The following is a 25,610-nucleotide window of genomic DNA, read 5'->3' as shown; positions in this document are numbered from 1 at the left end:
GGTGCTCGACGCGCTATCGAGGGCTCAACTCTGCGGGTAGCGGGCCCCCGTCCAGCGGTAGGTGCCGGGGACCAGCCTGATCAGGCTGGTCCCCGGTCGACGCCAACCCTGGCGTTACGCCAGGCGGGCCTCGATGGCCTCGATGATGCGCGGACGCAGCTCGGCGGCGCGGATGACGGCGTCCACCGAGCCGACCTCGACGGCGCGTTGGATGTTGTGCACCCGGTCGAACTCCGTCGCCACCTCGCCGACCTTCTCGGCGCGCACCGACGAGCGCAGCTCGTCGAGTTCGGCGGTCAGCGCGGCGCGTTCGGTGCCGGCGGCGGCCGCGGCGCGGGCCTCCAGGTCCCGCACCCGGGGGTCGGCCGCCGTGCGGGCGTTGACGTCGGCGGAGAACACCACCGCGGCGGCCGGGGCGCCACCGAGCACCGAGGCGAACGAGCCCTCCAGGGCGAGGACCGTCATGTTCGGGTTCAGCGCCTTCGAGAACACCACGAACGCACCGCCGTGGTAGCGCGAGATCACGCAGAAGACGATGGGCCCCCGGAAGTTCACGATCGCCCGGCCGATCTCGGCGCCGTACTCCAACTGCAGCTTGCGCATCGACTCCGGTGAGCCGTCGAAGCCGGACAGGTTGGCCAGGACGACGAGCGGCCGGTTGCCGCTGGCCGCGTTGATCGCCCGCGCCGCCTTCTTCGACGAGCGGGGGAACAGCGTGCCCGCCGTGTAGGTGTCCGGCCCGTCGGTGGGCGGGAAGCCGTGCCGCGGCACCGACCGGGACTCGATGCCGAGCAGGCAGACCGGGATGCCGCCGAGGTGGACGTCCTGCACGACGGCGGTGTCCGCATCCGCCATGCCCGCCCAGCGCTCCAGCACCGGGTGGTCCTGGTCGGAGAGGGCCCGCATCACCGTACGGATGTCGAACGGCTTCTTGCGGTCCGGGTTGGACTCGACGGAGAAGATCTCCCCGACGGTGCGGAAGGCGCTGCCCGCGACGTCGTGCGGGAAGTCGGAGATGTCGCGGTCCGCCGGGTCGGTGGTGACCGCCCGACGCGGGGCGTCCTCACCGGGCGCGACGTACGTGTGGTCGTAGTGCGACATCACCACGTCGCGCGCGGCGGTCAGGGTGGGCGCCCAGTACTGTGCCTGCCCGTTCGGCCCCATCACCCGGTCGTAGCCGCCGATGCCGAAGTTGTCCTCGGCGGACACGCCGCCGGAGAAGTCGAGCGACTGCTTGCCGGTGAGCACCATCGCGGAGTCGGGTGTCATCACCAGGATGCCCTTGGTGTGCATGAGCATCGTCGCCTCGGCGTTCCAGTAGGGCTGCGCGCCGACGTTGATGCCCGCGACGACGATGTTGATCTCGCCGCCGGCCTGGGTGAACTCGACGATCCGCTTCAGCGCCGCGGCCACCCAGTCCATGTTCTCCGTGCCGGTGGTCATGGAGATCCGGGCCCCGGCGGACAGCGCCCACCACTCCAGCGGCACGTTCATCCGCTCCGCGAGGTCCAGCGCGGCGATCACGCGCCGGCACTCGGGCTCCGACAGGGCGCCCAGCGCCTTGGTCGGGTCACCGAGCAGCACCACCCGGGTGACGCCCTGCGGGTGCCGCTCGGTCGGCGTCGTGACCACCCCGGCCACGATGGCGGCGCTGTTGCGCCCCTTCGGCCGGTCCACCGGCACCAACGCGTGGTCGGCGTCGAGGTCGTGCTCGACGAAGGCACCGAGTCGGCCGGTCAGCTCGTACGGGTACACGGTGTTGCGGCTGCTGGCGCGCAGCACCTTGAGCCGGTACTCGTCCAGCGGCTCGATCGGCTCGACCGGCGGCTCACCGACGGCCAGCTCCGCGCCGCCCGTGGCGTCGAACGTGATCCGTACGGCGATCTTGGTCAGCTCGCCGGTCCGACGGTCGCGCTGCCGCGCGATGAACAGGATCTCCTCCAGGCCGGCACCCACTGTCGTCGGGCGGACGCGCCCGGCGATCATCTCCATCTCCTTGCGGGTCAGCTCGCTCGGCGGCCAGACGTAGACCACGATCCGGTTGGTGTTGAAGCGGGTCTTCGACGGTCGCCGCGACTGGGCACGGCGGATCGAGTCGAGGCAGGCGGCGATGGCGTCCTCGGTCGTCGGCAGCGAAACCAGGCGGCCGTCCTGCTCGCGAAGCTCGGTCAGGTCACGCACCTGCGCGAACGCGACGAGGCGGTCGTCCGCCCGGTTGTCCCGCGCCACGCACTGGAAGAGGTAGACCTCCTCGTCCGTCGCCGGCAGCCGCGTCAGGTCGAACTTGTGCAGCCGCTCCAACTGCATCCGCTGCGCGATGTACGGGTGCAGGCCACGGATCAGCCGGTCCTCGGTGAGCTGGGTGCCCGACGGGCGGAAGGTGAAGTGGTGGTGCATGACCGCCCCGCCGCGACCCGCGACGGTGGTGGTGACCCGACGCACCTGGGGCGGCAGCGGGTGCGCGGCGATGACCTCGGCCAGCGCCGCCGCCAACGCGTCGAAGTCCTCCGGCTGGTTCTCCCAGCCGAGATAGATGTCGGCGTCGACGGAGTCCTCGTCGGTGGCCAGCTCGGCCAGCCCGCGCAGCGCGCTGCCCAACGTGTCGAAGCGCACCGCGGCGGAGACGACACTGGAGTAGGCACGCTCGGCGACGACGAACGTGCAGCCCGCGACCTCGTGCGTGCGTACGCTGGTGAGCGCCCTGTTGCCGTAGTACCGCCGGGTCAGCACCTCCAGCATCACCGCGTTGTCGAGGTGGTCACGGACGAGTCGCTGGCCGAGCAGCCGGACCAGTGGTTCGGTGCTGCGGACCATCTCGGCGACGCGCTCGGCGCGGTCCGGGGCGTCCGGGTGGGCGTCCAGGTGCCGCAGGTGCCCACGGACCCCGGCGTAGACGCGGGCGCGGTTGCGGCGCAGCAGTGGCTGGGCGAACCAGGCGAACACCACGCCACGGGCGAGGTCCGCGATCGCGGGGAAGCGGACCTGCGTCGCGGCGATCAGCCGTTCCAGGGCGAGTCCGGCGGGCTCGCGCAGCGCCTCGTCCGGCGGGGTCTCCCGCAGCCAGGCGCGCAGCAGCGTCGCGATGACCGTGGCGTCGGCGGACGCGCGTTGCTGGGCGAGGAAGATCCGGAAGACCGCCGCTTCGAGGGCGGGGGAGCGCTCCAGGTCGGTGACACCGTAGTGGCCGAGCGCCTTGGCGAGCTTGGTCTGGAAGGCGTCCGGCACCCCGGCCCGCTCGACGTCGAGGCTCTGCAGGTAGGTGTGGAAGTACTCGCGGGCGCTGTGCACGTGCGCGGCGCCGCCGTCCTCGCCGGTCGGCCGGTTGCGACTCAGCTCGGCGAGGTCGGCGAACACCTCGATGAGGTCGAGTTCGGCGGCCAGGGGCCGCCGGCTGGTCGCCGCGCCCGAGGATCGCGGACCGGCCCCGGTGGCGGCCCGTCGGGCGGTGAGGTAGTCGTCGAGAACCCGCCCTTCGTCGTGCGGGTCGACGTCGAAGCCGAGCAGTAGGCCGCGCAGGTCCTCCTGACCGCGCCTGCTGCGCTCGTACGCCGGCACGTCCTCGGTGGCGGTGGGCAGGTCCAGTTCGACGGCCTCGGCGGTCGGGCCGGCAGCGGTCTCGCCTGCCTCGTCCGCGATCGGCTCCAGGCGCAGCAACGGCGCGCCCGCCTCCACCTGGCTGCCCACCGAGACGGCGCACTCCTTCAGCCGCGCCTTGAACGGCGCCCGCAGCACCGTCTCCATCTTCATCGCTTCCAGCACCAGCACGGGTGCGCCCGCCTCCACCTCGGCGCCGATCTCCAGCGGCGTGGCGACGACGAGCGCGGGCATCGGGGAGCGCAGGACGCCGCCCTCGTCGCGGCTGACCCGGTGCGTGACCCCGTCCACCTCGACCAGGTGCGTCGGGCCGTAGGTGCCGGTGAGCAGGCGGTAGCGGATGCCGTTGACGACGATCTGGCCGGTGTGCCGGTCGAAGCGGTCCAGCTCGACGTCGGCGGTGCGCACCACGGGGCCCACCTCGATGCCGACGCGGAACCGGTGCGCGCCGACCCGGGCCACGCGCGTGCGGTAGCCGACGCCGCGCAACTTGAGGTCCAACGGGCGACCGCTGGCGTGCTGCACCTGCGGGCGCCCACCGGACGCCGTGGACAGCAGCCGCTGCCGCTCGATGCGCTCGTCCTCCTCGTACGCCTCGATGGCGGCGGCGGCCAGCGCGACAGCGGAGTGCCGGTGCGTGACGAGCCGGCCCTCGGCGCGGACGCGGTCGATCCAGCCGGTGTCCGCGCTGGCGTCGATCACCTCGGGCTGGTCGAGCAGGTCGAGCACGAAGCTCTTGTTCGTCGCGCCACCCTCGATGATCACCGTGGTGTTCGCCATCGCCCGACGCAGCTTGCCGAGTGCCTCGTCACGGTCGCGGCCGTACGCGATGATCTTGGCGATCATCGAGTCGAAGTCGGCCGGGATGGTGTCGCCCTCGCTGACGCCGGTGTCCACCCGGATGCCGGGGCCGCTGGGCAGGTCCAGCCGCGCGATACGCCCCGGCGACGGCGCGAAGTCACGGTCGGGGTCCTCGGCGTTGAGCCGCGCCTCGATGGCGTGCCCGCGCTCGGCCGGCGGCGCACCCTCCAGCCGTCCGCCCGACGCGACGTGCAGCTGCGCCTTGACCAGGTCGAACCCGCATGTCAACTCGGTGATCGGGTGCTCGACCTGGAGACGGGTGTTGACCTCGAGGAACGCGAACAGCCGGTCGCCGGGGTGGTACAGGAACTCGACGGTCGCCGCGCCCCGGTAACCGACCGCGATGGCCAGTCGCTCGGCCGACGTCTTGAGCTCGGCGGCCTGCGCCGGGTCGAGCACCGGCGACGCCGACTCCTCGATGACCTTCTGGTTGCGTCGCTGCACCGAGCAGTCGCGCACGCCGAGCGCCCACGCCGTGCCCTGCCCGTCGGCGATCACCTGGACCTCGACGTGCCGAGCGCCGGTGACCAGGCGCTCCAGGAACACGATGCCGCTGCCGAACGCCCGCGCCGCCTCCTGGCTGGTCCGCTCGTACGCGTCGACAAGCTCGGCCTCGCTGCGGACCACGCGGATGCCGCGCCCGCCGCCGCCCGCGGTCGCCTTCAACATCAGCGGGTAGCCGATCTCGTCCGCCGCCGCCCGGGCCGCGTCCAGGGTCTCGACGGCGCCGCGGCTCCACGGCGCGACGGGCACGCCGACCTCCTCCGCGATCAGCTTGGAGCCGATCTTGTCGCCGAGTTGGCGCATGGCGTCCGGGCTCGGCCCGACGAACGTGACGCCGATCTTCTCGCACAGCTCGGCGAACGCCGGATCCTCGGCGACGAAACCCCAGCCGACCCACGCGGCGTCGGCACCGGTCTCGGTCAGGGCACGCTCCAGCACCGCGAGATTGAGGTACGGGCGAGCGGATGCGGGACCGAGATCGTAGGCGATGTCCGCTTCGCGGACGAAGGTGGCGGTGCGGTCGACGTCGGTGTAGAGAGCGACGGTTTCGAGCTGTCTGCCGGTTTCCGCAGCCAGCTCGCGGACCGCGTGGATGAGCCGCATGGCGGCTTCACCTCGGTTGACGATGGCGACACGGTTGAACACCCGACTGACCCCTTAACTAGACCTCGAACTGCGTACCGCGAGAGGACGGCTCCCAGCAGTGATCACCCTTCCGTCTGGAGGCGGCCAGCGCTATGGCGCAATCACCGAACCAACGCCCCCTCAGTTGTAGGAAGTGCACAAAAGTTTTTGGCTGTCGCACATCGGCGACGACAGGCCTGGCCCGTCGGGTCCAGCGTAATAACCTATTTCTCAGATAGGGATAATTGGTTAACCGGTCGTCCCTATGGTCATGGGCAACCGTGACCCGGAGGTGCCCGTGAGTCTCCTGTCCGCGCCTGCCGCAGCCCCCAGCACGACGGACCCGCCCCTGTTGACCGTGGTGCCGGCCCGCCATCCGTGGCGTTGGGTCGCCTCCGTCGTCGCGCTGGTGCTCGCGGCCCAGTTCACCCACGGGCTCGTCACCAACCCGGGCTGGGACTGGCCGACGTTCGCCGGCTACTTCCTCGAACGGTCGGTGCTCCGCGCGCTGTTGACCACCATCGAACTCACGGTGGCCGGCGCGGCGCTGGGTTTCCTCGCCGGGATCGCGCTGGCCGCCTTGCGGCTGTCGCGCAGCCCCGTCCTCCAGGCGCTCAGCTGGACCTACATCTGGGTGTTCCGTTCGGTGCCGCTGATCGTGCAGCTGCTGTTCTGGGCGAACCTCGGCTACCTCTACGACACACTGCAACTCGGTGTGCCGTTCGGTCCGGGCTTCTACCAGGTGCAGACGGCGAACCTGATCGGACCGTTCGGTGCCGCGCTGCTCGGCCTCACCCTGCACCAGTCGGCCTACGCGGCGGAGATCGTCCGCGCCGGCATCCTCTCGGTCGACCAGGGTCAACTGGAGGCTGCCGCGGCGCTGGGCATACCTCGGCACCGCCAGTTCCGCCGCATCGTGCTGCCGCAGGCGATGCGGGCGATCCTGCCCAACGCCGCCAACGAACTGATCAACCTCCTGAAGAGCACGTCTGTGGTCTACGTGCTGGCGATCGGTGAGATCTTCTACCAGGTCCAGGTGGTCTACGGCCGAAACGGCAGAGTGGTGCCCCTGCTCATGGTGGCCACCGTCTGGTACGTCGTGCTCACCGCTCTGCTGTCGATCCTCCAGTTCTACGTCGAGCGGCACTTCGCCCGGGGTGCACTGCGGACCCTGCCCCCGACGCCCCTGCAACGCCTGCGCGTCGTCCTGCGCCAGGCGGTGACGCGGTGACCGTCATGGTGGACGTGCGGGACGTCCACAAGACGTTCGGCACGCACGAGGTGTTGCGTGGCATCGACCTCACGGTGCAGGCCGGCAGCGTGACGGTGGTCCTCGGGCCGTCGGGTTCCGGCAAATCCACCCTCCTGCGGGCGATCAACCATCTGGAGAAGGTGGACCGAGGCACGATCCGGGTGGACGGTCAGCTCATCGGCTACCGCGAGGTCGGCCACCGGCTGCACGAGCTCAGCGAGCGTCAGATCCTGCGGCAACGCGCCGACATCGGTTTCGTGTTCCAGAACTTCAACCTGTTTCCGCACCTGACCGCACTCGACAACGTCGCGGAGGCGCCGCTGGCCACCAGGCGCCGACGGCGGGCGGCCGCTCTCACCCACGCCCGGGAGTTGCTCGACCGGGTCGGGCTGGCCGACAAGGTGGACGCCTACCCGCGGCAACTCTCCGGGGGCCAGCAACAGCGCGTGGCGATCGCCCGCGCGCTGGCGTTGGACCCGAAGCTCATCCTCTTCGACGAGCCCACCTCCGCGCTCGATCCCGAGTTGGTCGGTGAGGTCCTCGACGTGCTCCGCGCGCTGGCCCGGTCCGGCACCACGATGATCGTCGTCACCCACGAGATCGGCTTCGCCCGGGAGGTCGCGGACACCGTCGTGTTCGTGGACGCCGGACGTGTCGTCGAGAAGGGGCCGCCCACACAGGTTCTCGACAAACCCACCCACGAACGCACCAGAACCTTCCTGTCCAAGGTCCTGTTCTGAGGAGACGCACCATGCGCACCCGCCCCCTCCTGCTCGCCGTCGTGCTCGCCCTGGGCCTCACCGCCTGCGCCGCTCCGGAAGAGGCTCCCCGGGCCTCGGCCGCCATCCCCGGCACCGTGAACGACAGCCCCGACCAGAAGCGGATCGTCCCGGCGAAGGTCGCCGCCGTCGCCGCGCTCCTGCCGGCGGACCTCCGCGCCGGCGGCACGCTCGCCATCGGGGTCGGCGCTGCGGGTGCCGGCTCGCCACCGTTGGCTTTCACCGCTACCGACAACAGGACCCTGATCGGCAGCGAACCCGACATCGCGGTGGCCGTGGCCGGGATCCTCGGCCTGGAACCGCGTCTGGAGAACACCTCCTGGGAGAACCTTTTCGTCGGTCTGGACAGCGGCAAGTACGCCGTTGGCGTCTCCAACATCACGGTCACCGAGGAACGGAAGCAGAAGTACGACTTCGCCACGTACCGGTTGGACAACCTCGCGTTCGAGGCGAAGAAGGGTGCGGGTTGGAAGGCGACCGGGCCCAGGGACGTCGCCGGCAAGCGAATCGCGGTGGGCTCCGGCACCAACCAGGAGAAGATCCTCGTCGAGTGGAGCGCCGAGGCGAAGCGGCAGGGTCTGGCACCTGTGGACATCAAGTACTACCAGACCAACCAGGCCACCCACCTGGCGTTGGCCTCCGGGCAGATCGACGCGTACCTCGGCCCGAACCCCAGCGTCGCCTATCACGTGGCGGTCGCCGGTGAGACCGAGATCATCGGGACCTACTCGGGTGCCGGCGCCGCGCTGCAAGGGAAGATCGCGTTGACCACGAAGAAGGGCAGCGGCCTGGTCGGCGCGCTCGCCGCCGCGGTCGACGAACTGATCCGCTCCGGCGACTACGGCAAGATCCTGGCCCGCTGGAACCTCGGTGACGAGACGACCAGCAAGTCGGAGATCAACCCGCCGGGCCTGCCGATCGAGGGCAAGTGACAGACACGCACACCGACGAAGCCCTGGACAACCCGGTGTGGGCCGCGCTGACCGGCCCGCACCGGCGGTTCGCCGAGATACACGGCCGGGCCGCCCGTTACCAGCCGGACGTCGCGCCGTTCACCTGCGTCAGTGTGGGAGACGATCCCGGTGTCTGGGCCGACCTCGCCACGCTTGTCGGGCCGGGCGCGGTGGTCGCGGTGACCGGGACCGCCGCACCCCTTCCCGACGGTTGGGCTGTCGACGCCACCATCGCCGGGGTGCAGATGGTCGACGTCGGAGTCGATGCGGCCGACGACCCGGAGGCGGTGCGGCTCACCGCCGCCGACCTACCGGAGATGTTCGCTCTGATCGCCCGCACCGAACCGGGCCCGTTCCTGCCCCGGACCGTCGAGCTCGGCACCTACCTGGGCATCCGGCGGGGCGGTGCGCTGGTGGCGATGGCAGGCGAGCGTCTGCACCCGCCGGGCTGGACCGAGATCAGCGCGGTGTGCACCGCACCGGAGGTCCGCGGTCAGGGCCTGGCGACCCGACTGGTGCGGGCCGTCGCGGCCGGCATCCGCGCTCGGGGTGGGCGACCGTTCCTGCACGCGGCGGCCAGCAACACCACAGCGATCCGGCTGTACGAGTCGCTCGGCTTCAGGTTGCGGCGGCACACCACGTTCCGTGCGGTCCGGGCGCCGGGCACACCCGGGGTGGACCGCCGGATCGAAGTCTGAGCAGCTCAGGCCCGCGCAACCGTTGGCGCCGTCGCCGGCGTCAACGGGCTGATGCGAACGCTCGGCGCGCACGACGCGGTGAACCTGGACGGCGGGGGTTCGAATACGGTCGCGGTCCGCGAGCCGGGCCAGGCCGCGGCCACCGCCCGCAACAGCCCATCCGACGGTACGGAGTGTCTGGTCGCCAACGGCATCGGCATCTTCCTGAGCAAGCACTGATCGGTGCACCAGCTCGGATTCGCCCCGCCCGGTGCCACCGGACGGGGCGAATTCGCGTAACCCGGGACGTCGGGCACCCAGACTTGTCGGCCCCGGGTCGGACAATGAGGTCGACCGAAAGGACCCGATGACCGTTCTCGACACCCGGGCGCTCAACCGCGCGACGCTCGCCCGTCAGTTGCTGCTCGACCGCACCGACCTGCCGGCGCTCGACGCCGTCGCCCACCTCGGTGGCCTCCAGGCCCAGGAGCCGCAGGAGCCGTTCGTCGGGCTGTGGTCGCGGCTGCGCGCGTTCGACCCGACGGTGCTCTCCACCCTGCTGATCGAGCGGCACGTGGTGCGTACCCACCTCATGCGGCGCACCGTCCACCTGCTCGTCGCCGACGACGCCGTGGCCTGGCGTGCCCGTCACGACGCCATGCTGCGCCAACGCGTGCTCGGGGTCTACCGCGGCGAGCTCGACGGGGTCGACCTCGACGACCTCGCCGCCGCAGCGCGGGCGGTCGTGGCCGACGGTGAGCCCCGCTCGATGTCCGAGATCGGGCGGGCGCTCGGCGAGCGCTGGCCGACGCCGGGGCCGCGGGTGCTGGGCGAGATGGCGGTCGCGCTGCTCCCGATGACACAGCTGCCGCCGCGCGGGGTGTGGCGGGCGAAGGGAGGCGCGCGCTACGTCCTGCTCTCCACGTGGCTCGACCGGGAGATCGCCCCGCCGACCGCGGACGGCGCCGATCCGGTCGGCCAGCTGCTCGTACGCCGCTATCTGGCCGCGTTCGGCCCGGCGGCCACTGCCGACCTGCGGGCCTGGTGCGGCCTCGCCGGGCTGCCGGCCGCGGTGACCGCGATGCGCGACGAGCTGGTGGTCTTCCGCGACGAACGTGGCCGGAAGCTGATCGACCTTCCCGACGCGCCGCGCCCCGACCCGGAGACACCCGCCCCGGCGCGGTTCCTTCCGGCGTTCGACAACGCGATCCTCGGCTACGACGACCGCAGCCGGATCATCGACGACGCCCACCGTGGCCTCTCGGTGGCTGGTGAGCGTGTGGTGCTCGTCGACGGGCGGGTCGCGGCGACCTGGAGCGTCGAGTCGGGCACGGTGACCGTCAGTCCACTCCGCGGCTTCTCCCCAACGGACCGGGCGGCCGTGACCGAGCAGGGGCAGGCGCTGGCGTCCTTCCTCTCCGACAACGAGAGCGACCGGGTGCGGGTCGGTTCGTCTCCCCGTTGACGGGGCGGGGCGCAAGCGTGCCCCTACGGCCGAGGCGGGACGGATAGGGTGCGCGGCGATGGTGATTGGGCACGTTTCACCGGGAGGCGATCACATGACATCGATGGGACGACGCGCGGCTCTACGCGCTGGCCTGGCGGCTACGGCGCTGGCGGGCGGGGCCGCGCTGGCGGCCAAGCCGGCTGCGGCTGCGCTGCCCGCCACCGACGACGGCTGGGTCTCGGTGCTGACGCACGGAGCGGTCGGCGACGGAGTCACTGACGACACCGCGGCGATCCAGGCGGCGTTCAACGCCGCGCGGGCGGTTTCTCCGAACCTGGGTGTGCTGTTCCCGGCCGGCCGGACGTACCGGGTCAGCAACCGGGTGACACTTTCGGGGCTGACCGACACCGCGCTGCGGGGCCACGGGGCGACGTTGGCGCTCGTCGACGCCAGCCCGGTGACGGTGAAGGATCAGGTCCGGGGTGTGCTCCAGATCCAGGACTGCCACCGGCTGAAGGTGCTCGGGCTCAACCTCGTCGACAACACCGCCGCGTACTGGTACAGCGGCCTGATCATCACGGCGTCGAAAGGCATCGTCGTCGACGGGGTGGTGTCCCGCGGGTTCCGCCACACCGGCATCAGCGTGTGGGACAACACCCCCGGCACGTCCAACGACATCCTCATCACGAACTGCACCACCGAGGACGTCCGGTCAGCGGTTCCGTGGTGGACGGGTGCCGTCACCGTCGGCTGGCGCAGGCGACACACGTCCGCGCCGACGGGCGGGCGACGAGCCGTTCGGCGGGGATCGCTCGGGAGCACCGTTCGCAGCTGCCGTAGCTGCCGTCGTCGATCCGCCGCAGCGCGACGTCCAGTTCCGCCAGGCGTCGGCGGGCCGCGTCCAGGACGGCGGTGAGCTGCGCGCGTTCGAAGGCGATCGTGCTGCCCTCAGGGTCGTGCTCGTCGTCGGCGTTCGACGACCGGGACGCCTCGAAGAGGCTGCGCAGGTCACCGTCCAGGGCGGTGGCCTGCGCCTCGGTCTCCTGGCGCAGGCGCAGCAGTGCCTGGCGAACCGTGCTGGCGTCGCTGGTCATGGCCACCCACCGTACTGCGGAATGACTGTGGTCACATCGCTGGCATTCCGAGACGACCGGTCATATTGTTGTCGGTGTCAGCCACACCCGAGCGGAGGAGCGTCACGACATGGCACGACCCAAGTCGCCGGCCTCCGCCGGGACCAGGCAGCGGTTGTCCGACGCCGCGTTGGATCTGTTCCATCTGCGTGGCTACAACGGGACGAGCGTTCAGGACATCGTCGCCGCCGCCGGGGCGCCCAAGGGCACCTTCTACAACCACTTCGCCAGCAAGGAGGATCTCGCCCTCGACTCGGTGGCGAGATACTCGGCGGCGATGGGGCTGGAGATGCTGGACGAGAAGTGCGGCGGGACGCCGCGCGAGCGGATCGTCGGCCATCTCCGTTACATCACCGGCCTCGGCGACACCATGGGGGACCGCGGGTGTCTGCTCGGCAACTTCGCCAGTGAGATCCCGGCGCACAGCGACGTCCTGCGCACCGCCGTCGACGCCGGCTTCGGCCGTTGGGTCGCCGCGCTCGCCGTGACGATCGAGCAGGCGCGCGCTGCCGGCGAGATGCACGGTGACGAACCCGCCGGTGACCTGGCCGGCTTCATCGTCTCCAGCTACGAGGGCGCGGCGGCGCGGGCGAAGGCCTCCGGTGACCTGACCGCCCTCCACGAGTTCCTCGCGATCACCACGACGCGGATCCTCACCTGATCCGCGTCGGTCCCCAGCCACGCTGACGCGCGCGTCAGGCCAGCGGGCGCGGCGTGTAACAAATCTAAGACGACCGGTCGTACGCCTTCGGCCGGAGACCCATCACACACCTTGAGGAGTGCGACATGAGCACGTACCTGATCAACCACCTGCGTATCCCCGGCGGTGTGCCTACCGAGGAGTCCCTGCGTTACCTGGAGCAGGTGCAGGCCACCACCGAGCCGTACGGCGCCAAGTGGCTCGTCCTGGACGCCGAGGTGCAGGTCATCGAGGGCAGTTGGCCCGGCTCGGTCGTGTTGATCGAGTTCCCGGACGCGGCAACCGCCAGGACCTGGTACAACTCGCCCGAGTACCAGGCCATCCTGTCGCTGCGCGTCGATCACACCATCAACGACCTGATCCTGGTGGACTCCGTCGGCCCGGACTTCACGGTGGCCGGCTACGCGCGTCAGATCCGGACCCTGCTCGGCCAGTGACAACCGCTCGCTGACCTGCCGTCCGACGATCCCCGCGCACACCACGACGTGCGCGGGGATCGCCTACCTGAAGTTGCGGGGTGTGCAGGGCGGAGAAAGGGAGTACGGAGCGCGAGCGTCGGATCATCGTCTGGTGCGGGTGCCGTCCCGGTGCGGCCGGCCGTGCCCGTCGTCCCGGTCGATCCGCAACTCGCGCTCCAACTCGGCGATGACCGCCCGCAGGTCGTCCAGCCGTTGGGTGAGCGCGATGCGGTCCACCTCGTCCGGTACGCCGTCGCCGTCCTCGTCGTAGTCGGGGGCCAGTCGTTCGGTCATCTCCAACCGGCGTGCCTCCTCCATCGAGTTGACGATGACGGCGATGAGGATGTTGAGCAGCAGGTTGACGGTGATGACCACGTAACTGACGTAGTAGAGCAGCGTCCACGGTGAGATGGCCATGCCCTGCTCGATGAGGTCCGGCAGCGTCTCCAGCGACAGCAGCACGAACAACGTCAGCAGCGACCTGCCGATGTCGCCGTACTCGTCCGGGTACCTGCTGCCGAAGATCAGCCAGCCGGCCATGCCGTAGACGTAGAGCGTCACCACGGCCAGGGCGAGGAACCCGGTCACGCCCGGCAGGCTGCGCCACAGCGCGGAGACGATGGTCCGCAGGCCCGGCGAGAACCGCACCAACCGGACCATCCGGGCGACCCGCACGACCCGCAGCAGTGCGGGGTCGCCGTGCAGGCCCGGTATGAAGATCGCGGCGATCACCACGAAGTCGAAGACGTTCCAGCCGTGCCGGAAGAAGTCCTGTGGACGCCTGCCGTACGCCGCCAGCCGGATGCCGATCTCGACGACGAAGACGGCCCGGAAGAACAGCTCCAGCCAGTGCAGTGCGGTGCCCGCCGGAGTCAGGTCGTCGTACGTCTCCAGGCCGAGGACGACCCCGTTGGCGAGGATGACCACCACGATGACGATCTCGAAGGGGCGCGACCCGGCGAGTCGGGCGCAGTGCGCGGCCCAACGGGCTCGGTGCCGCTCGGGAGGGCCCGGCTCACGCCGCTGGGCGGGCACGGGGCTGGCGGGCATGCCCGCCAGCCTAGCCAAGATCAATGATCGTGGGCGACCGTGATCCGCTCAGGCGTGGCTCGTCCGCTCTGGCGTCACCGGGGCCGCGAAGAAGTCGGCGAGCGGGTCGACAATTCTGGGGTACGCCCGGTTGATGGCGTCGTGGCCGCTGCGCGCAATCGTCAACGTCCGCGCTCGTGGCAGTGCGCGGGCCAGCGCCGCGTTCTGACCCGGGTAGTAGGGCGGACCGTCGGCACCACACGCCAGCAGCACGTCGGCCCTCACCCCGGCCCACTGGCTGGCCGGGCCGTCGTGCGCTCGGATCAGCGCGGATTCGTCAAGCGTCAACGGCAGCAGGTCGGCCATCGTCCGACCGGTCGGTGTGCGCATGAACGCGCGGATGATCGCGATCTGTATGCCGAGCGGAAGCTTCCCCGCCGCCATCTGTGGGTTGATCCCAGCGGACGTGATGGCGAGGGCCCGGGCGATGTCGCCGGCCCGCAGCGCCGCCTGGGCCGCTGCGAGCCACGCCGACGGAAATCCGCCGTCGATGCAGACCGCGGCGTCGTAGAGGGCGAGCCGGTCGATCGGCAGCCGGAGCGCCGCCTCCAGCGCGATGAACCCGCCGGAGCTGTGGCCGATGACGTTGCCGGACCCGGTGTGCTCCAGCACGACGGCGAGATCGTCGATCTCCTGCTCCAGGGTGTAGGGCATCGACCTGGGTGGTGCGTCGGCCCGGCCCCGCCGGTTGTAGAGGTGCACGGTGAACCGGTCGGCGAGCGCCGTCGCCAGCCGGCGGTAGACGTCGATGGTGACACCGCCGCCGTGCACCACCACGATGCCGGGCCCGTCTCCCGAGGAGTGCAGCACGACGCTCGCGCCATCCCGTGCCTTGATCCGCTCCATGATCGCCCACCCGAACGGCGTGGTGACCCTCTTCGCCCGCAGCGAGGCCGCCTCCGGGGCGTTCAGCTTCGCCGGTGCCGACCTCGCGGCGTACCCGCACCTGGTCGCGGCGTTCCGCCAGCCCTCCGCGCCCGCGCCCCGAACGGACCTCTTCGAGCGGGCCCTGCGCAGTCTGCTGAGCGGTCTGCTGCTCGCCGAGCCGTCCGAGGCGGGCTGACGGGCTCGCCGACGCGGGCAATCGCGACGCCGCCGACGTGCTGGCCGACATCACCGACCAGGAGGACGAGGCGGAGCAGACGCCGAAATCCGGACTCAGGCCCGCACGGCCCGGATGGCGTCGCGCAGCGGGGTGCTCGGTCGACCGAGCAGCCGGCTGAGGTCGTCGCTGTCGGTCGCCAGCTCACCGAGGGCGATCGAGTGGTCGAGCGCGGCGACGAACCCGGCGGTGCCGGCGTCGAGCCCGACGTTCTCCAGGGTCGAGGCCAGTTCGGCGGTCGACAGGTCCCGGTGGACGACGGTGCTGCCGGTGACCTCCGTGACGGCCTCGGCCAACTCGTCGAAGGTGAACGCGGTGCCGCCCAGTTCGTAGACGGCGTCACCGTCCGCCGGGCGGGTCAGTGCCGACACGGCGGCTTCCGCGTAGTCCGCCCGGGTCGCGGCGGAGATCCTGCTGCCACCGGTGGCACCGAGGATCGTGCCGGTCCGCAGGTACTGCGGCAGCTGGTCGGTGTAGTTCTCGATGTACCAGCTGTTGCGCAACACGGTGTGGGTCAGACCCGACGCGGCGAGGACCTCCTCGGTGGCCCTGTGCTCCGGGGCGAGCGGGTTCGTGGTGGTGTCGGCCTTCAGGATGCTCGTGTAGATCAGCCGCTCGACCCCGGCGAGCGTGGCCGCGTCGATGACCGCGGTGTGCTGCGCGAGACGCTGACCGGGAGTGTCGCCGGAGATGAGCAGCAGGCGGCGTACGCCGGCCACGGCACCGGGCAGCATCGACGGGTCGTCGTAGGTGGCCTCGCGGATCTCGACTCCGCGCGCGGCCAGGTCGGCGGCCTTCTCCGGGCTGCGGACGATGGCGGCGATCTCGGTGGCGGGTACGCCCGAGGCGAGCAACTGCTCGATCACCAGGCGGCCCAGCCGGCCGGTGGCGCCGGTGACGGCATAGGTGGGCACGGGAAACCTCCGGTCGGGCGGTGACAAGTCGGGCCTGGCGCGGCCTACCCAGAAATTCGTCAGCGATGTCTTCGCGGGGGGTGCGGCGTCAGAGCGGGGCGAGTGCTTTGGCGATGTTCCACTCGGCGAGGTCCAGCATCCACTGCCGGTTGGGGAAGTCCGTGGCAGCGATACGCAGTGGGCCCTCGATCAGGGACAACACCTGCGCGTACCGGTAGAGCTCCAGCCGGCGCGGGTCCAGGTCGACGGGGCGCAGCGCCGGGTACGCGTCGCCGAAGCGCATCTGGAGCCAGGCGTGCTCCCACTCGACGTCGAAGTACGTCAGGCCCTCGAAGTCGATCAGGGCGGGTTCGTTGTCGCGGGTGACGAAAACGTGATCGGGGCCTAGTTCGCCGTGCACCAGCCCGTACACCCGTCGTGCGGTGACCGCGCCGCGCAGCTGACGCACATGGGTGGCGACCCGGTCGTGGGCGTCCGCGAGCCGCGCGTCGCGGGTCGCCACCGCGTCGAGATGACCGAGTGCCCGGTCCGCGACGACGTCCTCCGCGGGGCGGGTCCGGGACGCCTTGCCGTGCGTGCTGGTCGCGAGTTTGCCGTAGTGCGAGCCGAGGGTGGTGTGCATGCGGCGCAGGGAGTCACCGAGCGCGGACAGTGGAGTGGCGGCGCCGACCGGGTCACGGGCCAGCAGCGCCTCGAGTGTCAGGTCACCGACGTCCTCGACGAGCGCGATGTCGGAGGGGAGGTAGCGGCCGTCCCGGTCGAGCATCAGCAGCCGCGGGACCCGTACGCCCGTGGCGGTGAGGGCCGCATGGCTGATGGCGAACAGGTCCGCGCCGGACGCGTCGGTGAACGGGTCGTCCGGGACGGTCGGCGACACGGGCCAGAAGTTCTCGGCGGCTGCCCACACATAGAGAACCACGGTTGTCCGGTCGTCCAGCCGAATTCGGTAGACACCCTTCTTGCTGCCGCCGGTGAGCCGGTCCAGAGCGGTGAGACTCCGGGTGCTGCCAAATTGGTCCGCCACCAGGTCGCGTACATCCTCGGCCCGCAGGAAACTGCGCCGCGCGGCATCCGGCTCGTTCGTCCCGTACCCGTGGGGGTGTGCCCTGCCCGCCTCAGGCATGCAGCGTCTCGCGGGGTGGTACGCCGTAGCTGGCGTGGTAGCGGGCGGTGAACCTGCTGTGACTGGCGAAGCCCCATCGACTGGCGATCGCCGACACCGTCTCCTGTCGGGGGTCGGCGCGCAGCAGGTCGTGGTGCGCCCGAGCGAGCCGGATCCGACGCAGGTACGCCATCGGGGTGGTGCCGCGATGACGACGGAAGGCCAGTTGCACCGCCCGCAGGGAGACGCCCGCGGCCGCGGCGACGTCGGCCGCGCTGATGTCGCGGTCGGCGTACTCCTCCATGAAGGTGATCGCCCGCCGCAACGTGGCGGTGCTGGCGTCGTGTCGGTCGGCGGCTGTCGGTTCGGTGAACGCGGTGTTCGGGAAGACCGCGAGCGCCGCGGCGGCGAGCATCCGCGCGGCGTTGCCGATCACCAGCGGTTGCGTGCTGGCGGTCGGGCTGTTCAACACGACATCGCTGACGAAGCTCGTGGTGTTGCGCCACTGCCGGGCGAGCGCCGCGTCGGCGGGACCCAGGTCGGTGAATCGGATCCGACCGGGCCGCCGGGCCGGCGCGGCGGTGGCCACCTGCTCCAGAACCGAGAGATCCAGTACGCAGAGTTCCACCTCGCCGGGATGCCAGCGTACGGTGCACGGCTCCTCCGGCTTGGTGACGAGGAAGACCTCACCGGGGCCGAAGCGGTTGGCTGAGCCGGCGCAGACGCGATCGACGCGGGCGGTGCGGGTGCGGCCGAGGACCAGCCCGTCGAGGGTGGTGGCGCCGATGTCGAGTTGTCCGGTCTGGCGGGTGGTCGCGAGGGCGAAGGGGCCGGCGTCGACGCGGTGATGAGTGAGCCGGAACCTGTTCCTGCTGTGCAGGCGCAGTCTCGGGTCGTACGTGGCGGACAGGAACTCGTGAATGGCCACCGGGTCACGGCTGTCGAACTGTCGGGTCTGCACGGGTATTGACGTCATCCGCTGTCTCCGTCCGGTGGAGGTGCCGCCGGGTGGTGAACTGGTGCCGGCGGCCAGATCGGGACGTGCCGGGGTGCTCGGCGGTGACCCGGTGTGTGGCTGGCCGGCGGTGCAGTGAGGTGGAACGTCGCGAGCGGGACGGCAGCGACCGGTGGAGGTGGCGTCGTGTCGGGCTCGGTGGGGAGCGGGATATCTGTCGATGGGAATGTCACCATACGACAACCGCCCTCGGTCGTCCGACGAATCGCCGAGGTTGTCGGCAGGCCGACTTCGCTTTCCGACTAACCCGTCGGCGGATTCTGCGTCTGCTGTCCTAGCCATCGTCGTGGGGGACAGCGAAATCTTGTTCATGATTCTCCGGAGGCGTCGCCGGGCGATCGGGCGCCGCCGGGTGACCGGCCTACGAAAGGGGTGAGCCTTGGACAGTACCGATCCTGACCGCGTCGTTCGACTGGCCGTGGCGGAGGCGCTGGCGCGGGTGGCCGACGGGGACAGCCTGGGGCTGGGCGAGAGCGACGCGGTGCAGCGCCTCGGGGCCGATCTGCGCGAGGTGCTGCGCCGCGCGCTCGACAACCGGGTGCCACTGACCACACCGGACTTCGTCGACCTCTGCCGTGATCTTGGTCTGAGCCGTGAGGCGCTCGACCTGCTGGGGCACTACCTGATGACCGCGTTGCTGACCCACCACGTGGGGCCGGACGCCCTGATCCGCGTCGGGGTGCTCCTCGGCACCGTCGGGCGTTACCTGCCGGGTGCTCGCCCGGTCGCGCACCGCAACGAAGGCCCGACGACGCGCCGACGCGACGTGCGCGCGGACAACAGCGTCGTCGGCCGGTACCGCCGCGCCAAGCTGCCCGAGCACCTTCCCAACCCACCGAGCTGGACCTGCACCGGATGTGGACGTGAGTGGCCCTGCGCCACGAAGCAGAGCCAACTGCTGGCCGAGTTCGGTGGCGCGCGCACCGCCCTCGCGGTCTACCTGGGTTCCTGCCTCGTCGCCGCCGCCCAGGATCTGCCCACCGTGCCGCTGCCCCGGGTCCGGCTCCGGTTTCTCGGTTGGCTGCCCCGCGCCCGGATCTGAGCAGGCCGCCCGGTCGCCCGGAGGCTGTTTGTCCGGCACCGGGTCCGCCGTGGGCACTAGGCTAGACAAACATCGATTCGATGGAACGTGATGCGTCTGGCGCTCCCCAGGAGGACATCGATGAGGTTCACGCCGTCGTCCGTGGGCACCCGCGCACGGCTCGCCGCCGTCCTGGCCGGCCTGCTGGTGGCCGTACTACCCGTGACCCCGGTGACCGCCTCTCCCCGGGCAGCCGCCCCGACGGCGGCCGAGGCGGGGGCCCAGCACCGCCCCCGTCCGCCGCACGTGGTGGGCGACCAGACCGTTCCCGCCTACTCCTACGCCGACGCGATCCGGGAGAGCGTCTGGGTCCAGACCCGCGCCGACAGCGACGGCGACGGGGCGCCCGACCGGGTGGCGGTGGACCTCGTCCGGCCCCGGGAGGCCGCCGCCGCCGGGGTGCGGGTGCCGGTCATCATGGACGCCTCGCCCTACTACCTCTGCTGTGGTCGGGGCAACGAGGGCGAGACCAAGACGTACGACGCGGCTGGCGTGATCGCGAAGGTCCCGCTCTTCTACGACAACTACTTCGTCCCACGCGGGTACGCTTTCGCCGCCGTGGACCTGGCCGGCACCGCCCGGTCGACCGGCTGCGAGGACGTCGGCGGCCCGGCCGAGGTGGGCAGCGCCACGGCGGTGATCGACTGGCTCAACGGGCGGGCTCGCGCGTACGACGCCGCAGGGCGGCCGGTCAGCGCCGCCTGGAGCACCGGGCAGGTCGGCATGATCGGCAAGTCGTGGGACGGTTCGGTCGCCAACGGCGTCGCCGCCACCGGCGTGCCGGGGCTGGCCACCATCGTGCCGATCTCGGCGATCTCCAGCTGGTACGACTACATGCGCTACCAGGGGTCACTTGTCGCCACCGACTACCCCGGTTACCTGCACTCGGCCGTCAACGGGCGCCCCGAGGCGGCCTGCGCGGAGATGCTGGCCCGGCTGCGTGCGGACAGCGCCGACGAGACCGGTGACTACAACGGGTTCTGGGCACAGCGTGACTACCGACCCTCGGCCGACCGGGTCCGGGCCAGTGTCTTCCTGGCGCACGGCCTCAACGACCTGAACGTCACGACCAACCAGTTCGCCCTCTGGTGGCAGGAGTTGGCCGAGCAGGGTGTGCCCCGCAAGCTCTGGCTCCACCAGACCGGCCACCAGGACCCGTTCGACGTTCGACGCGCCGAGTGGGTCGCCGCCCTGCACCGCTGGTTCGACTACTGGTTGCAGGGGCTGCGCAACGGGGTGATGGACGAGCCGCGGGTCGACCTGGAGACCGCGCCGCGTACCTGGACGACCCAGCGCGACTGGCCCGCCCCCGGAACCCGGGACGTGCCGGTGGCCCTCGGCGTCGGCGACGGCGTGCCCGGCACCCTCGGCGGGCGCGGCGCGCGGCCGGGTCAGGAGCAGGCGTACGTCGACGAGCCGCTGTTCGAGGACGAGGTGGTCGCCGCACCGAGCACCGCGACCTCCGGGCGACTGGTCTTCCTGTCCGGCGTGCTGAGCACCGCGCTGCGCATCTCCGGCAGCCCGTCGCTGCGGCTGCGGGTGCGGGTGGACCGGCCGACCACCCAGTTGACCGCCCGGCTCGTCGACTACGGCACCGCCGAGCGGGTGTCGCTCGCCGGTGCGGGGGGCGTGCGGACGTTGGACACCGAGTCCTGCTGGGGTGCCTCCACCGACGTCGACGACGCCTGTTACCGGGACACCGAGGAGGTCACCGAGGTCTCCGACCACGCCGTGTTGGCCCGGGGGTGGCTCGACGCCGCGCACCACCGTTCGCTGCGGTTCACCACACCGCTGCGGCCGGACCGCTGGTACACGGTGACCATCCCGCTCAACGCGTACGACGCGGTGGTGCCCGCCGGGCACGTGCTCGGCCTGGTGCTCGGTCAGAGCGACCCGCAGTTCACCGACACCACAGACCGCGACGCCACAGTTCGCGTCGACCTCGGCCGCAGTGCGCTGACCCTTCCGGTCACCGGCCGTGCCGGACTGCCCGCCGTCGATGTCGCACCGCCGGTGGTCACCGCGCCGGTCGACCCGTCGGCCGCCCGGACGCCCCACGACACCCGGCAGGTGCCCTGACCGGCCCGGCCGGGTTCGGCCCTCCACCGGGCACGCCCTGCGGTCGAGGTGTGACCCGCTGCTATCGTCAACAGGTCTTTTGGCAGGTCAGGCCTGGGTGTTCATCGTGGACCCGCTCTCCGTACGACGGATGTTCACGACGTTCTTCGAGGCTCCTTGATCGAAAGAGCATTCGCTTGATCGAGGAGAGGCCCCCAGGTGCGAGACAAGCAACCCGAAGAGACCGAGCACACGCAGTTGTCCCGGCGCAAGCTGGTCAAGTACGCGGGCGTCGGCGCGACGCTGGCCGCGGCCAGCCCGCTGGTCGGTGCCAGCGCGGCGTGGGCCGACGAGGAGCGTCGGCCGGGCGGCGACCGGGGCAACTCCAAGAACCGGGTGTGGCGCGCCGGTGACCACCACGTCCACTCCGAGTACAGCGGCGAGTTCGACACCACCAAGAGCCCGATCGTCTTCCACAAGGGCGCCGACGCGGTCTACCCGATCGTCACCAACGCCATCATGGCGAAGAACTTCGGCCTGACCTGGGCCATGTGCACCGACCACGGCGGACCCACCCACTCCAAGGTGAACATCGAGCAGGCCTACCCCGACCTGCTGCGTTCGCGCAAGCTGGTCCCCGAGGTGCTGCAGTTCTGGGGGATGGAGTTCGACGCGCCCTCGCTGGACCACCACACGTTGATGATCCCCCGCCACGACGACGAGGCGAAGCAGCTCTTCGAGTTGGAGAGCCGGTTCGCCAAGTACGACGCGTTCCCCACCGACCCGGCCCGCGACACCGAGGCCAAGATGGTGGAGTTCCTCAAGGTCGCCCGGGGCATGCCGCACAAGCCGCTGGTGATCGCCCACCACGCGTCCCGCTCGGCGCCCGGGCTCGGCGTCTACGGCCAGGACACCCCGCGTGAGTTCCGCAACGGCAACAACGCCGCACCGGACGTCTACATCGGTTTCGAGGGCGCACCCGGCCACCAGGCCGGTCCGCTCAACGGTGGCAAGCGAGGCGGGTACGGCAACCACCCCACCTACGGCGGCTTCGACCAGATGACCGCCCGGGTCGGCGGATTGTGGGACTCGCTGCTCGGTGAGGGGCGGCGCTGGTGGATCACCGCGACGTCCGACTCGCACGTGCACTGGACCCGCGGCGGCTCCGACTTCTGGCCGGGCGAGTACAGCAAGACGTACGTGCACGCCCGTCAGGACTACGGCGACATCATGGACGGTCTGCGCAACGGCCGGATCTGGGTCACCACCGGCGACCTGATCCGCACCCTCGACATCAGCGCCAGGTCCCAGGGCCGGACCGCCGAGGTGGGCGAGACCATCACGGTCAGCCGTCGTAGCCGCACCGATGTCGAGATCGAGGTCAGGTTCCGTCCGTTGGGCGGTGTGAACGCGAACGGGGACCGGCCCGAGGTCCGTCGGGTCGACCTGATCGTTGGCCAGATCACCGGCCCGAGCGCCAGCCTGGACGCCGACACCAACCCCACCACCAAGGTGGTGGCCCGCTTCGGCCCGCGGGACTGGCGGCGCCAGGGCGAGGAGTACGTCATCCGGCACACGCTGCGCAACGTCGAGGCCGACACCTACGCGCGGGTGCGGGGCACCAGCACCGACGAGGCCGAGCCGCTCGCCGACGGGCTGGAGAGCCCGTGGGACGACCTGTGGTTCTACTCGAACCCGGTGTTCGTGCACGTGCGCTGATCCCACGCTCCGGGCACCGCGGGTCCGGCCGGCTCCGCTCGACGTACCACGTCGGGGGAGCCGGCCGGGCCCGCGTCGCGTTTCCTCCCGGCGGCGGCCGTCCGCCGGGTCAGTCGGCGCCGCGGCGACGGCCTCGGGGAGTGGCGGCCCGGCCGCCGCCTCCGGCCTTGGTCGCGGTCTGGGTCGGCTCGGGTTGGACCTGCGACACCACCTCGCACAGGTCACGCAGGGGGTCCATCGCCTGGGCCGAGCAGGCGACCCGCTGCAGCAGTGCCCGCAGCGTCTCCGACTCGGTCGGCGTGAGCGCCCCCAACAGGTGCGCCTCGACGTGCCGCAGCGCCACGCGCCGTTGCTCCCAGGCGGCGCGGCCGACGTCGGTGACGTCGACCAGCCGGTTGCGCCGGTCGGCCGGGTCCGCCCGACGGGCGACGAACCCGGGCCGTTCCAGGTCGTCGATCAGGTACGTGAGGACGGTGCGATCGATGCCGAGCTCCTCCGCGATCGCACCCTGGTTTCGCGCCGGACCGGTGCTCGCCGCGGTGAGCACCTGGTAGCCGCGGGGGCCGCCGGGGAAGTCGCTGAGCGCGTGCTCGGCCGCCCGGACGTAGCCACGGAAGACGACGCCGAGCATCCAGCCCAGGTCGTCGTCGAGCGGATCGGGCCGGTCCGGCCGGTGAGGGGCACCCGTCATCCCCCGACAATAGCGCAGTGACGAAGACCTTGTTGGCAGAATATGTTCTGCGTGGCATAAGGTTGACACCAGGCGCATCGTTCGAGGCGTCGCGCGACATTCGGGAGGCTCGCAGATGAGCGACTACGGCCACGACCTGCTCTTCGGATCGTTCGTCACCCCCCGCGGTGACGACCCCGGCCGCACGGTCGACGTCGCCGTCCTGGCCGAGCAGGTCGGTCTGGACCTGGTCACCTTCCAGGACCACCCGTACCAGCCGGCATTCCTCGACACCTGGACGTTGCTGAGCTTCGTCGCGGCCCGCACCAACCGCGTCCACGTGGCGGCGAACGTCACGAACCTGCCACTGCGCCCACCGGCGGTGCTCGCCCGCAGCGTGGCCAGTCTGGACCTGCTCAGCGGTGGCCGGGTCGGTCTCGGCCTCGGCGCGGGTTCGTTCTGGGAGGCCATCGAGGCGATGGGTGGCCGGCGCCTGACCCCCGGGCAGGGCGTACGCGCGCTGGAGGAGGGCATCGAGGTCATCCGCCAGATCTGGGACACCGAGGCGCGTGGTGGAGTGCGTGTCGACGGCGAGTTCTACCGGGTGCGCGGCGCCAAGCGCGGGCCCGCCCCGGCCCACGCGGTGCCGATCTGGCTGGGCGCGTACAAGCCGCGGATGCTGCAGCTCACCGGCCGCCGGGCCGACGGCTGGCTGCCCTCGCTGAGCTATCTCCAGCCCGGTGACCTGGCCAAGGGCAATGCGATCATCGACGACGCCGCGCAGCAGGCTGGCCGCTCCCCGCGGGCCGTGCGGCGGCTGCTCAACATCGCCGGCCAGTTCTCGGCCGTCGGCCGGGGTCCGCTGGACGGGCCGGCCGAGCAGTGGGTGCGGGAGTTGACCGAGCTGGCGCTGGGGGAGGGCGTCAGCGCGTTCATCCTCGCCAGCGACGACCCCGACGACCTGCGGCGCTTCGCCGGCGAGGTGGCTCCGGCGGTTCGCGAGTTGGTCGCGGCCGAGCGCGCGAGGGGTGCGGCACCGCAGCGTGCGCCGGAGTCGGCGCGGGAGCCGGAGCGTACGCCGCAGTCGGCGCGGGAGCCGGAGCGTACGCCGCAGTCGGGGCGGGAGCCGGAGCGTGCGCCGCAGTCGGGGCCGGGGCATGCGTCGGAGCCGGCGGCGGGACGTGTGCCGGAGTCGGGGCGTGCGTGGGAGTCGGCGGCGCGGCCGAGCCGCGCGACGGTGGCCGGCGGTGCGTTCGCCGTGGTGCCGACCCCCGACGACGGCGTGCGGCGCAGCGACCAGCAGGTCTGGGACGAGTCGACCCGCCCGACCGGGCCGACGCCCGACCCGGAGCGCACGTACACCCCTCACGAGCAGGCCACCGGCGCGCACCTGGTGCAGGTCCACGACGGCCTACGTGCCGAGCTGGCCCAGATCCACGACCTGATCGAACAGGTGGCCACCGGTGAGATCGACGCCGGTGTGGCCCGGTCCCACATCAACACGATGACCATGCGGCAGAACCGGTGGACGCTCGGCGTCTACTGCGAGTCGTACTGCCGCATCGTCACCACCCACCACACCATCGAGGACCAGTCGCTCTTCCCCCGGCTGCGGGCGCGTGACCCCCGACTCGGCCCGGTCGTCGACCGGCTGGAGCAGGAGCATCACGCCATCCACGACGTGCTGGAGGGCGTGGACCAGGCCCTGGTCGCGTACGTCGGGTCTCCGGACGGTCTCGCCGAGCTGCGGGCGGCGGTGGACCTGCTGACCGACGCCCTGCTGTCGCACCTGAGCTACGAGGAGCGTGAGCTGGTCGAGCCGTTGGCGCGGTTGGGCATCGCCTGATCGTTTCGGCCTCCGCGCCGTGGCGGGGGGTT

The 25,610-nt window shown here is 71.3% G+C and carries 22 protein-coding genes and 1 pseudogene; 14 read left to right on the top strand and 9 right to left on the bottom strand.

The genetic code is table 11. The features are described from left to right. Positions 1-114 precede the first annotated feature (114 nt). Positions 115-5,604 carry a carboxyl transferase domain-containing protein gene (locus tag ACGFIQ_RS19415; protein WP_393245335.1) on the bottom strand — a complete coding sequence of 1,830 codons (5,490 nt, stop codon included), beginning with the start codon at positions 5,602-5,604 and terminating at the stop codon, positions 115-117. A gap of 277 nt (positions 5,605-5,881) precedes the next feature. On the opposite strand from ACGFIQ_RS19415, the gene ACGFIQ_RS19410 reads away from it, so the two are divergent. The 7 genes and pseudogenes from ACGFIQ_RS19410 to ACGFIQ_RS19380 all read left to right on the top strand — a co-directional run. After that, positions 5,882-6,814, top strand: coding sequence for an amino acid ABC transporter permease (locus ACGFIQ_RS19410; protein WP_393245333.1), 933 nt, complete (start codon positions 5,882-5,884; stop codon positions 6,812-6,814). A 5-nt stretch (positions 6,815-6,819) separates the two neighbouring features. Then, positions 6,820-7,575 (top strand): amino acid ABC transporter ATP-binding protein, encoded by a 756-nt coding sequence (locus ACGFIQ_RS19405; protein WP_393245466.1) that lies wholly within the window; start codon positions 6,820-6,822, stop codon positions 7,573-7,575. An 11-nt stretch (positions 7,576-7,586) separates the two neighbouring features. Beyond that, positions 7,587-8,546: an ABC transporter substrate-binding protein gene (locus ACGFIQ_RS19400; protein WP_393245331.1), complete on the top strand. Its 960-nt coding sequence runs from the start codon at positions 7,587-7,589 to the stop codon at positions 8,544-8,546. Then, positions 8,543-9,265 (top strand): GNAT family N-acetyltransferase, encoded by a 723-nt coding sequence (locus tag ACGFIQ_RS19395; protein WP_393245329.1) that lies wholly within the window; start codon positions 8,543-8,545, stop codon positions 9,263-9,265. Before ACGFIQ_RS19400 ends, ACGFIQ_RS19395 begins: the two co-directional genes overlap by 4 nt. 51 nt (positions 9,266-9,316) lie before the next feature. Further along, entirely contained in the window at positions 9,317-9,484 is a 168-nt protein-coding gene (locus ACGFIQ_RS19390; protein ID WP_393245327.1) for a phosphodiester glycosidase family protein, read from the top strand. 127 nt (positions 9,485-9,611) lie between these two features. Continuing rightward, entirely contained in the window at positions 9,612-10,709 is a 1,098-nt protein-coding gene (locus ACGFIQ_RS19385) for a winged helix DNA-binding domain-containing protein (RefSeq protein WP_393245325.1), read from the top strand. Between the two features lie 58 nt (positions 10,710-10,767). Continuing rightward, positions 10,768-11,139 (top strand): annotated as a pseudogene (locus ACGFIQ_RS19380) (glycosyl hydrolase family 28-related protein); the annotation flags it as partial. A 23-nt stretch (positions 11,140-11,162) separates the two neighbouring features. Here ACGFIQ_RS19380 and ACGFIQ_RS19375 read toward each other — a convergent pair. Together ACGFIQ_RS19375 and ACGFIQ_RS19370 are read right to left on the bottom strand one after the other, a co-directional pair. Further along, the gene (locus ACGFIQ_RS19375) at positions 11,163-11,375 is read right to left on the bottom strand and encodes a hypothetical protein (RefSeq protein WP_393245474.1); all 213 of its coding nucleotides are present in this window, start codon (positions 11,373-11,375) and stop codon (positions 11,163-11,165) included. Between the two features lie 56 nt (positions 11,376-11,431). Then, on the bottom strand, positions 11,432-11,785 hold the full coding sequence (locus tag ACGFIQ_RS19370; RefSeq protein WP_393245323.1) for a TraR/DksA family transcriptional regulator: 354 nt from the start codon (positions 11,783-11,785) through the stop codon (positions 11,432-11,434). A gap of 109 nt (positions 11,786-11,894) precedes the next feature. On the opposite strand from ACGFIQ_RS19370, the gene ACGFIQ_RS19365 reads away from it, so the two are divergent. Further along, positions 11,895-12,485: a TetR/AcrR family transcriptional regulator gene (locus ACGFIQ_RS19365; protein WP_393245321.1), complete on the top strand. Its 591-nt coding sequence runs from the start codon at positions 11,895-11,897 to the stop codon at positions 12,483-12,485. Between the two features lie 125 nt (positions 12,486-12,610). Next, a complete protein-coding gene (locus ACGFIQ_RS19360; protein ID WP_393245319.1) occupies positions 12,611-12,961 on the top strand; it encodes a DUF1330 domain-containing protein in 351 nt (116 codons plus the stop codon). A gap of 123 nt (positions 12,962-13,084) precedes the next feature. Here ACGFIQ_RS19360 and ACGFIQ_RS19355 read toward each other — a convergent pair whose 3' ends face one another. Further along, positions 13,085-14,032: an ion transporter gene (locus tag ACGFIQ_RS19355; protein WP_393245317.1), complete on the bottom strand. Its 948-nt coding sequence runs from the start codon at positions 14,030-14,032 to the stop codon at positions 13,085-13,087. Positions 14,033-14,080: 48 nt separating this feature from the next. Further along, the gene (locus tag ACGFIQ_RS19350; RefSeq protein ID WP_393245315.1) at positions 14,081-14,917 is read right to left on the bottom strand and encodes an alpha/beta fold hydrolase; all 837 of its coding nucleotides are present in this window, start codon (positions 14,915-14,917) and stop codon (positions 14,081-14,083) included. Here ACGFIQ_RS19350 and ACGFIQ_RS19345 point away from each other — a divergent pair. Continuing rightward, positions 14,916-15,134, top strand: coding sequence for a hypothetical protein (locus tag ACGFIQ_RS19345; RefSeq protein ID WP_393245313.1), 219 nt, complete (start codon positions 14,916-14,918; stop codon positions 15,132-15,134). The genes ACGFIQ_RS19350 and ACGFIQ_RS19345 overlap by 2 nt on opposite strands. A gap of 95 nt (positions 15,135-15,229) precedes the next feature. Here the strand turns inward: ACGFIQ_RS19345 and ACGFIQ_RS19340 are convergent, their stop codons facing one another. From ACGFIQ_RS19340 to ACGFIQ_RS19330, 3 genes are all read right to left on the bottom strand, one after another. Next, positions 15,230-16,087, bottom strand: a complete 858-nt coding sequence (locus ACGFIQ_RS19340; RefSeq protein WP_393245311.1) for an SDR family oxidoreductase — start codon at positions 16,085-16,087, stop codon at positions 15,230-15,232. 88 nt (positions 16,088-16,175) lie between these two features. Further along, positions 16,176-17,210 carry a phosphotransferase family protein gene (locus ACGFIQ_RS19335; protein ID WP_393245309.1) on the bottom strand — a complete coding sequence of 345 codons (1,035 nt, stop codon included), beginning with the start codon at positions 17,208-17,210 and terminating at the stop codon, positions 16,176-16,178. Further along, positions 17,203-18,165: a helix-turn-helix transcriptional regulator gene (locus ACGFIQ_RS19330; protein ID WP_393245306.1), complete on the bottom strand. Its 963-nt coding sequence runs from the start codon at positions 18,163-18,165 to the stop codon at positions 17,203-17,205. The genes ACGFIQ_RS19335 and ACGFIQ_RS19330 overlap by 8 nt, the downstream gene beginning before the upstream one ends. Before the next feature lie 418 nt (positions 18,166-18,583). Between ACGFIQ_RS19330 and ACGFIQ_RS19325 the strand changes: the two genes are divergently transcribed. The 3 genes from ACGFIQ_RS19325 (at position 18,584) to ACGFIQ_RS19315 (ending at position 23,062) form a co-directional block, all read left to right on the top strand. Then, positions 18,584-19,246, top strand: a complete 663-nt coding sequence (locus tag ACGFIQ_RS19325; protein WP_393245304.1) for a hypothetical protein — start codon at positions 18,584-18,586, stop codon at positions 19,244-19,246. Between the two features lie 120 nt (positions 19,247-19,366). Beyond that, positions 19,367-21,364, top strand: a complete 1,998-nt coding sequence (locus tag ACGFIQ_RS19320; RefSeq protein ID WP_393245303.1) for a Xaa-Pro dipeptidyl-peptidase — start codon at positions 19,367-19,369, stop codon at positions 21,362-21,364. Positions 21,365-21,562: 198 nt separating this feature from the next. Next, on the top strand, positions 21,563-23,062 hold the full coding sequence (locus ACGFIQ_RS19315; RefSeq protein WP_393245301.1) for a phosphoesterase: 1,500 nt from the start codon (positions 21,563-21,565) through the stop codon (positions 23,060-23,062). A gap of 109 nt (positions 23,063-23,171) precedes the next feature. Here the strand turns inward: ACGFIQ_RS19315 and ACGFIQ_RS19310 are convergent, their stop codons facing one another. Next, positions 23,172-23,753, bottom strand: a complete 582-nt coding sequence (locus ACGFIQ_RS19310) for a MarR family winged helix-turn-helix transcriptional regulator (RefSeq protein WP_393245299.1) — start codon at positions 23,751-23,753, stop codon at positions 23,172-23,174. 115 nt (positions 23,754-23,868) lie between these two features. Between ACGFIQ_RS19310 and ACGFIQ_RS19305 the strand changes: the two genes are divergently transcribed. Next, positions 23,869-25,578, top strand: a complete 1,710-nt coding sequence (locus ACGFIQ_RS19305) for an LLM class flavin-dependent oxidoreductase (RefSeq protein WP_393245297.1) — start codon at positions 23,869-23,871, stop codon at positions 25,576-25,578. Positions 25,579-25,610: the final 32 nt, after the last annotated feature.

This window comes from Micromonospora sp. NPDC048898 (assembly GCF_043198035.1).
In the GTDB taxonomy this organism is placed as follows: Bacteria; Actinomycetota; Actinomycetes; order Mycobacteriales; family Micromonosporaceae; genus Micromonospora.
Note: the sequence above shows the minus strand (reverse complement) of the source record. Positions and strands in the feature narration are given on the sequence as shown.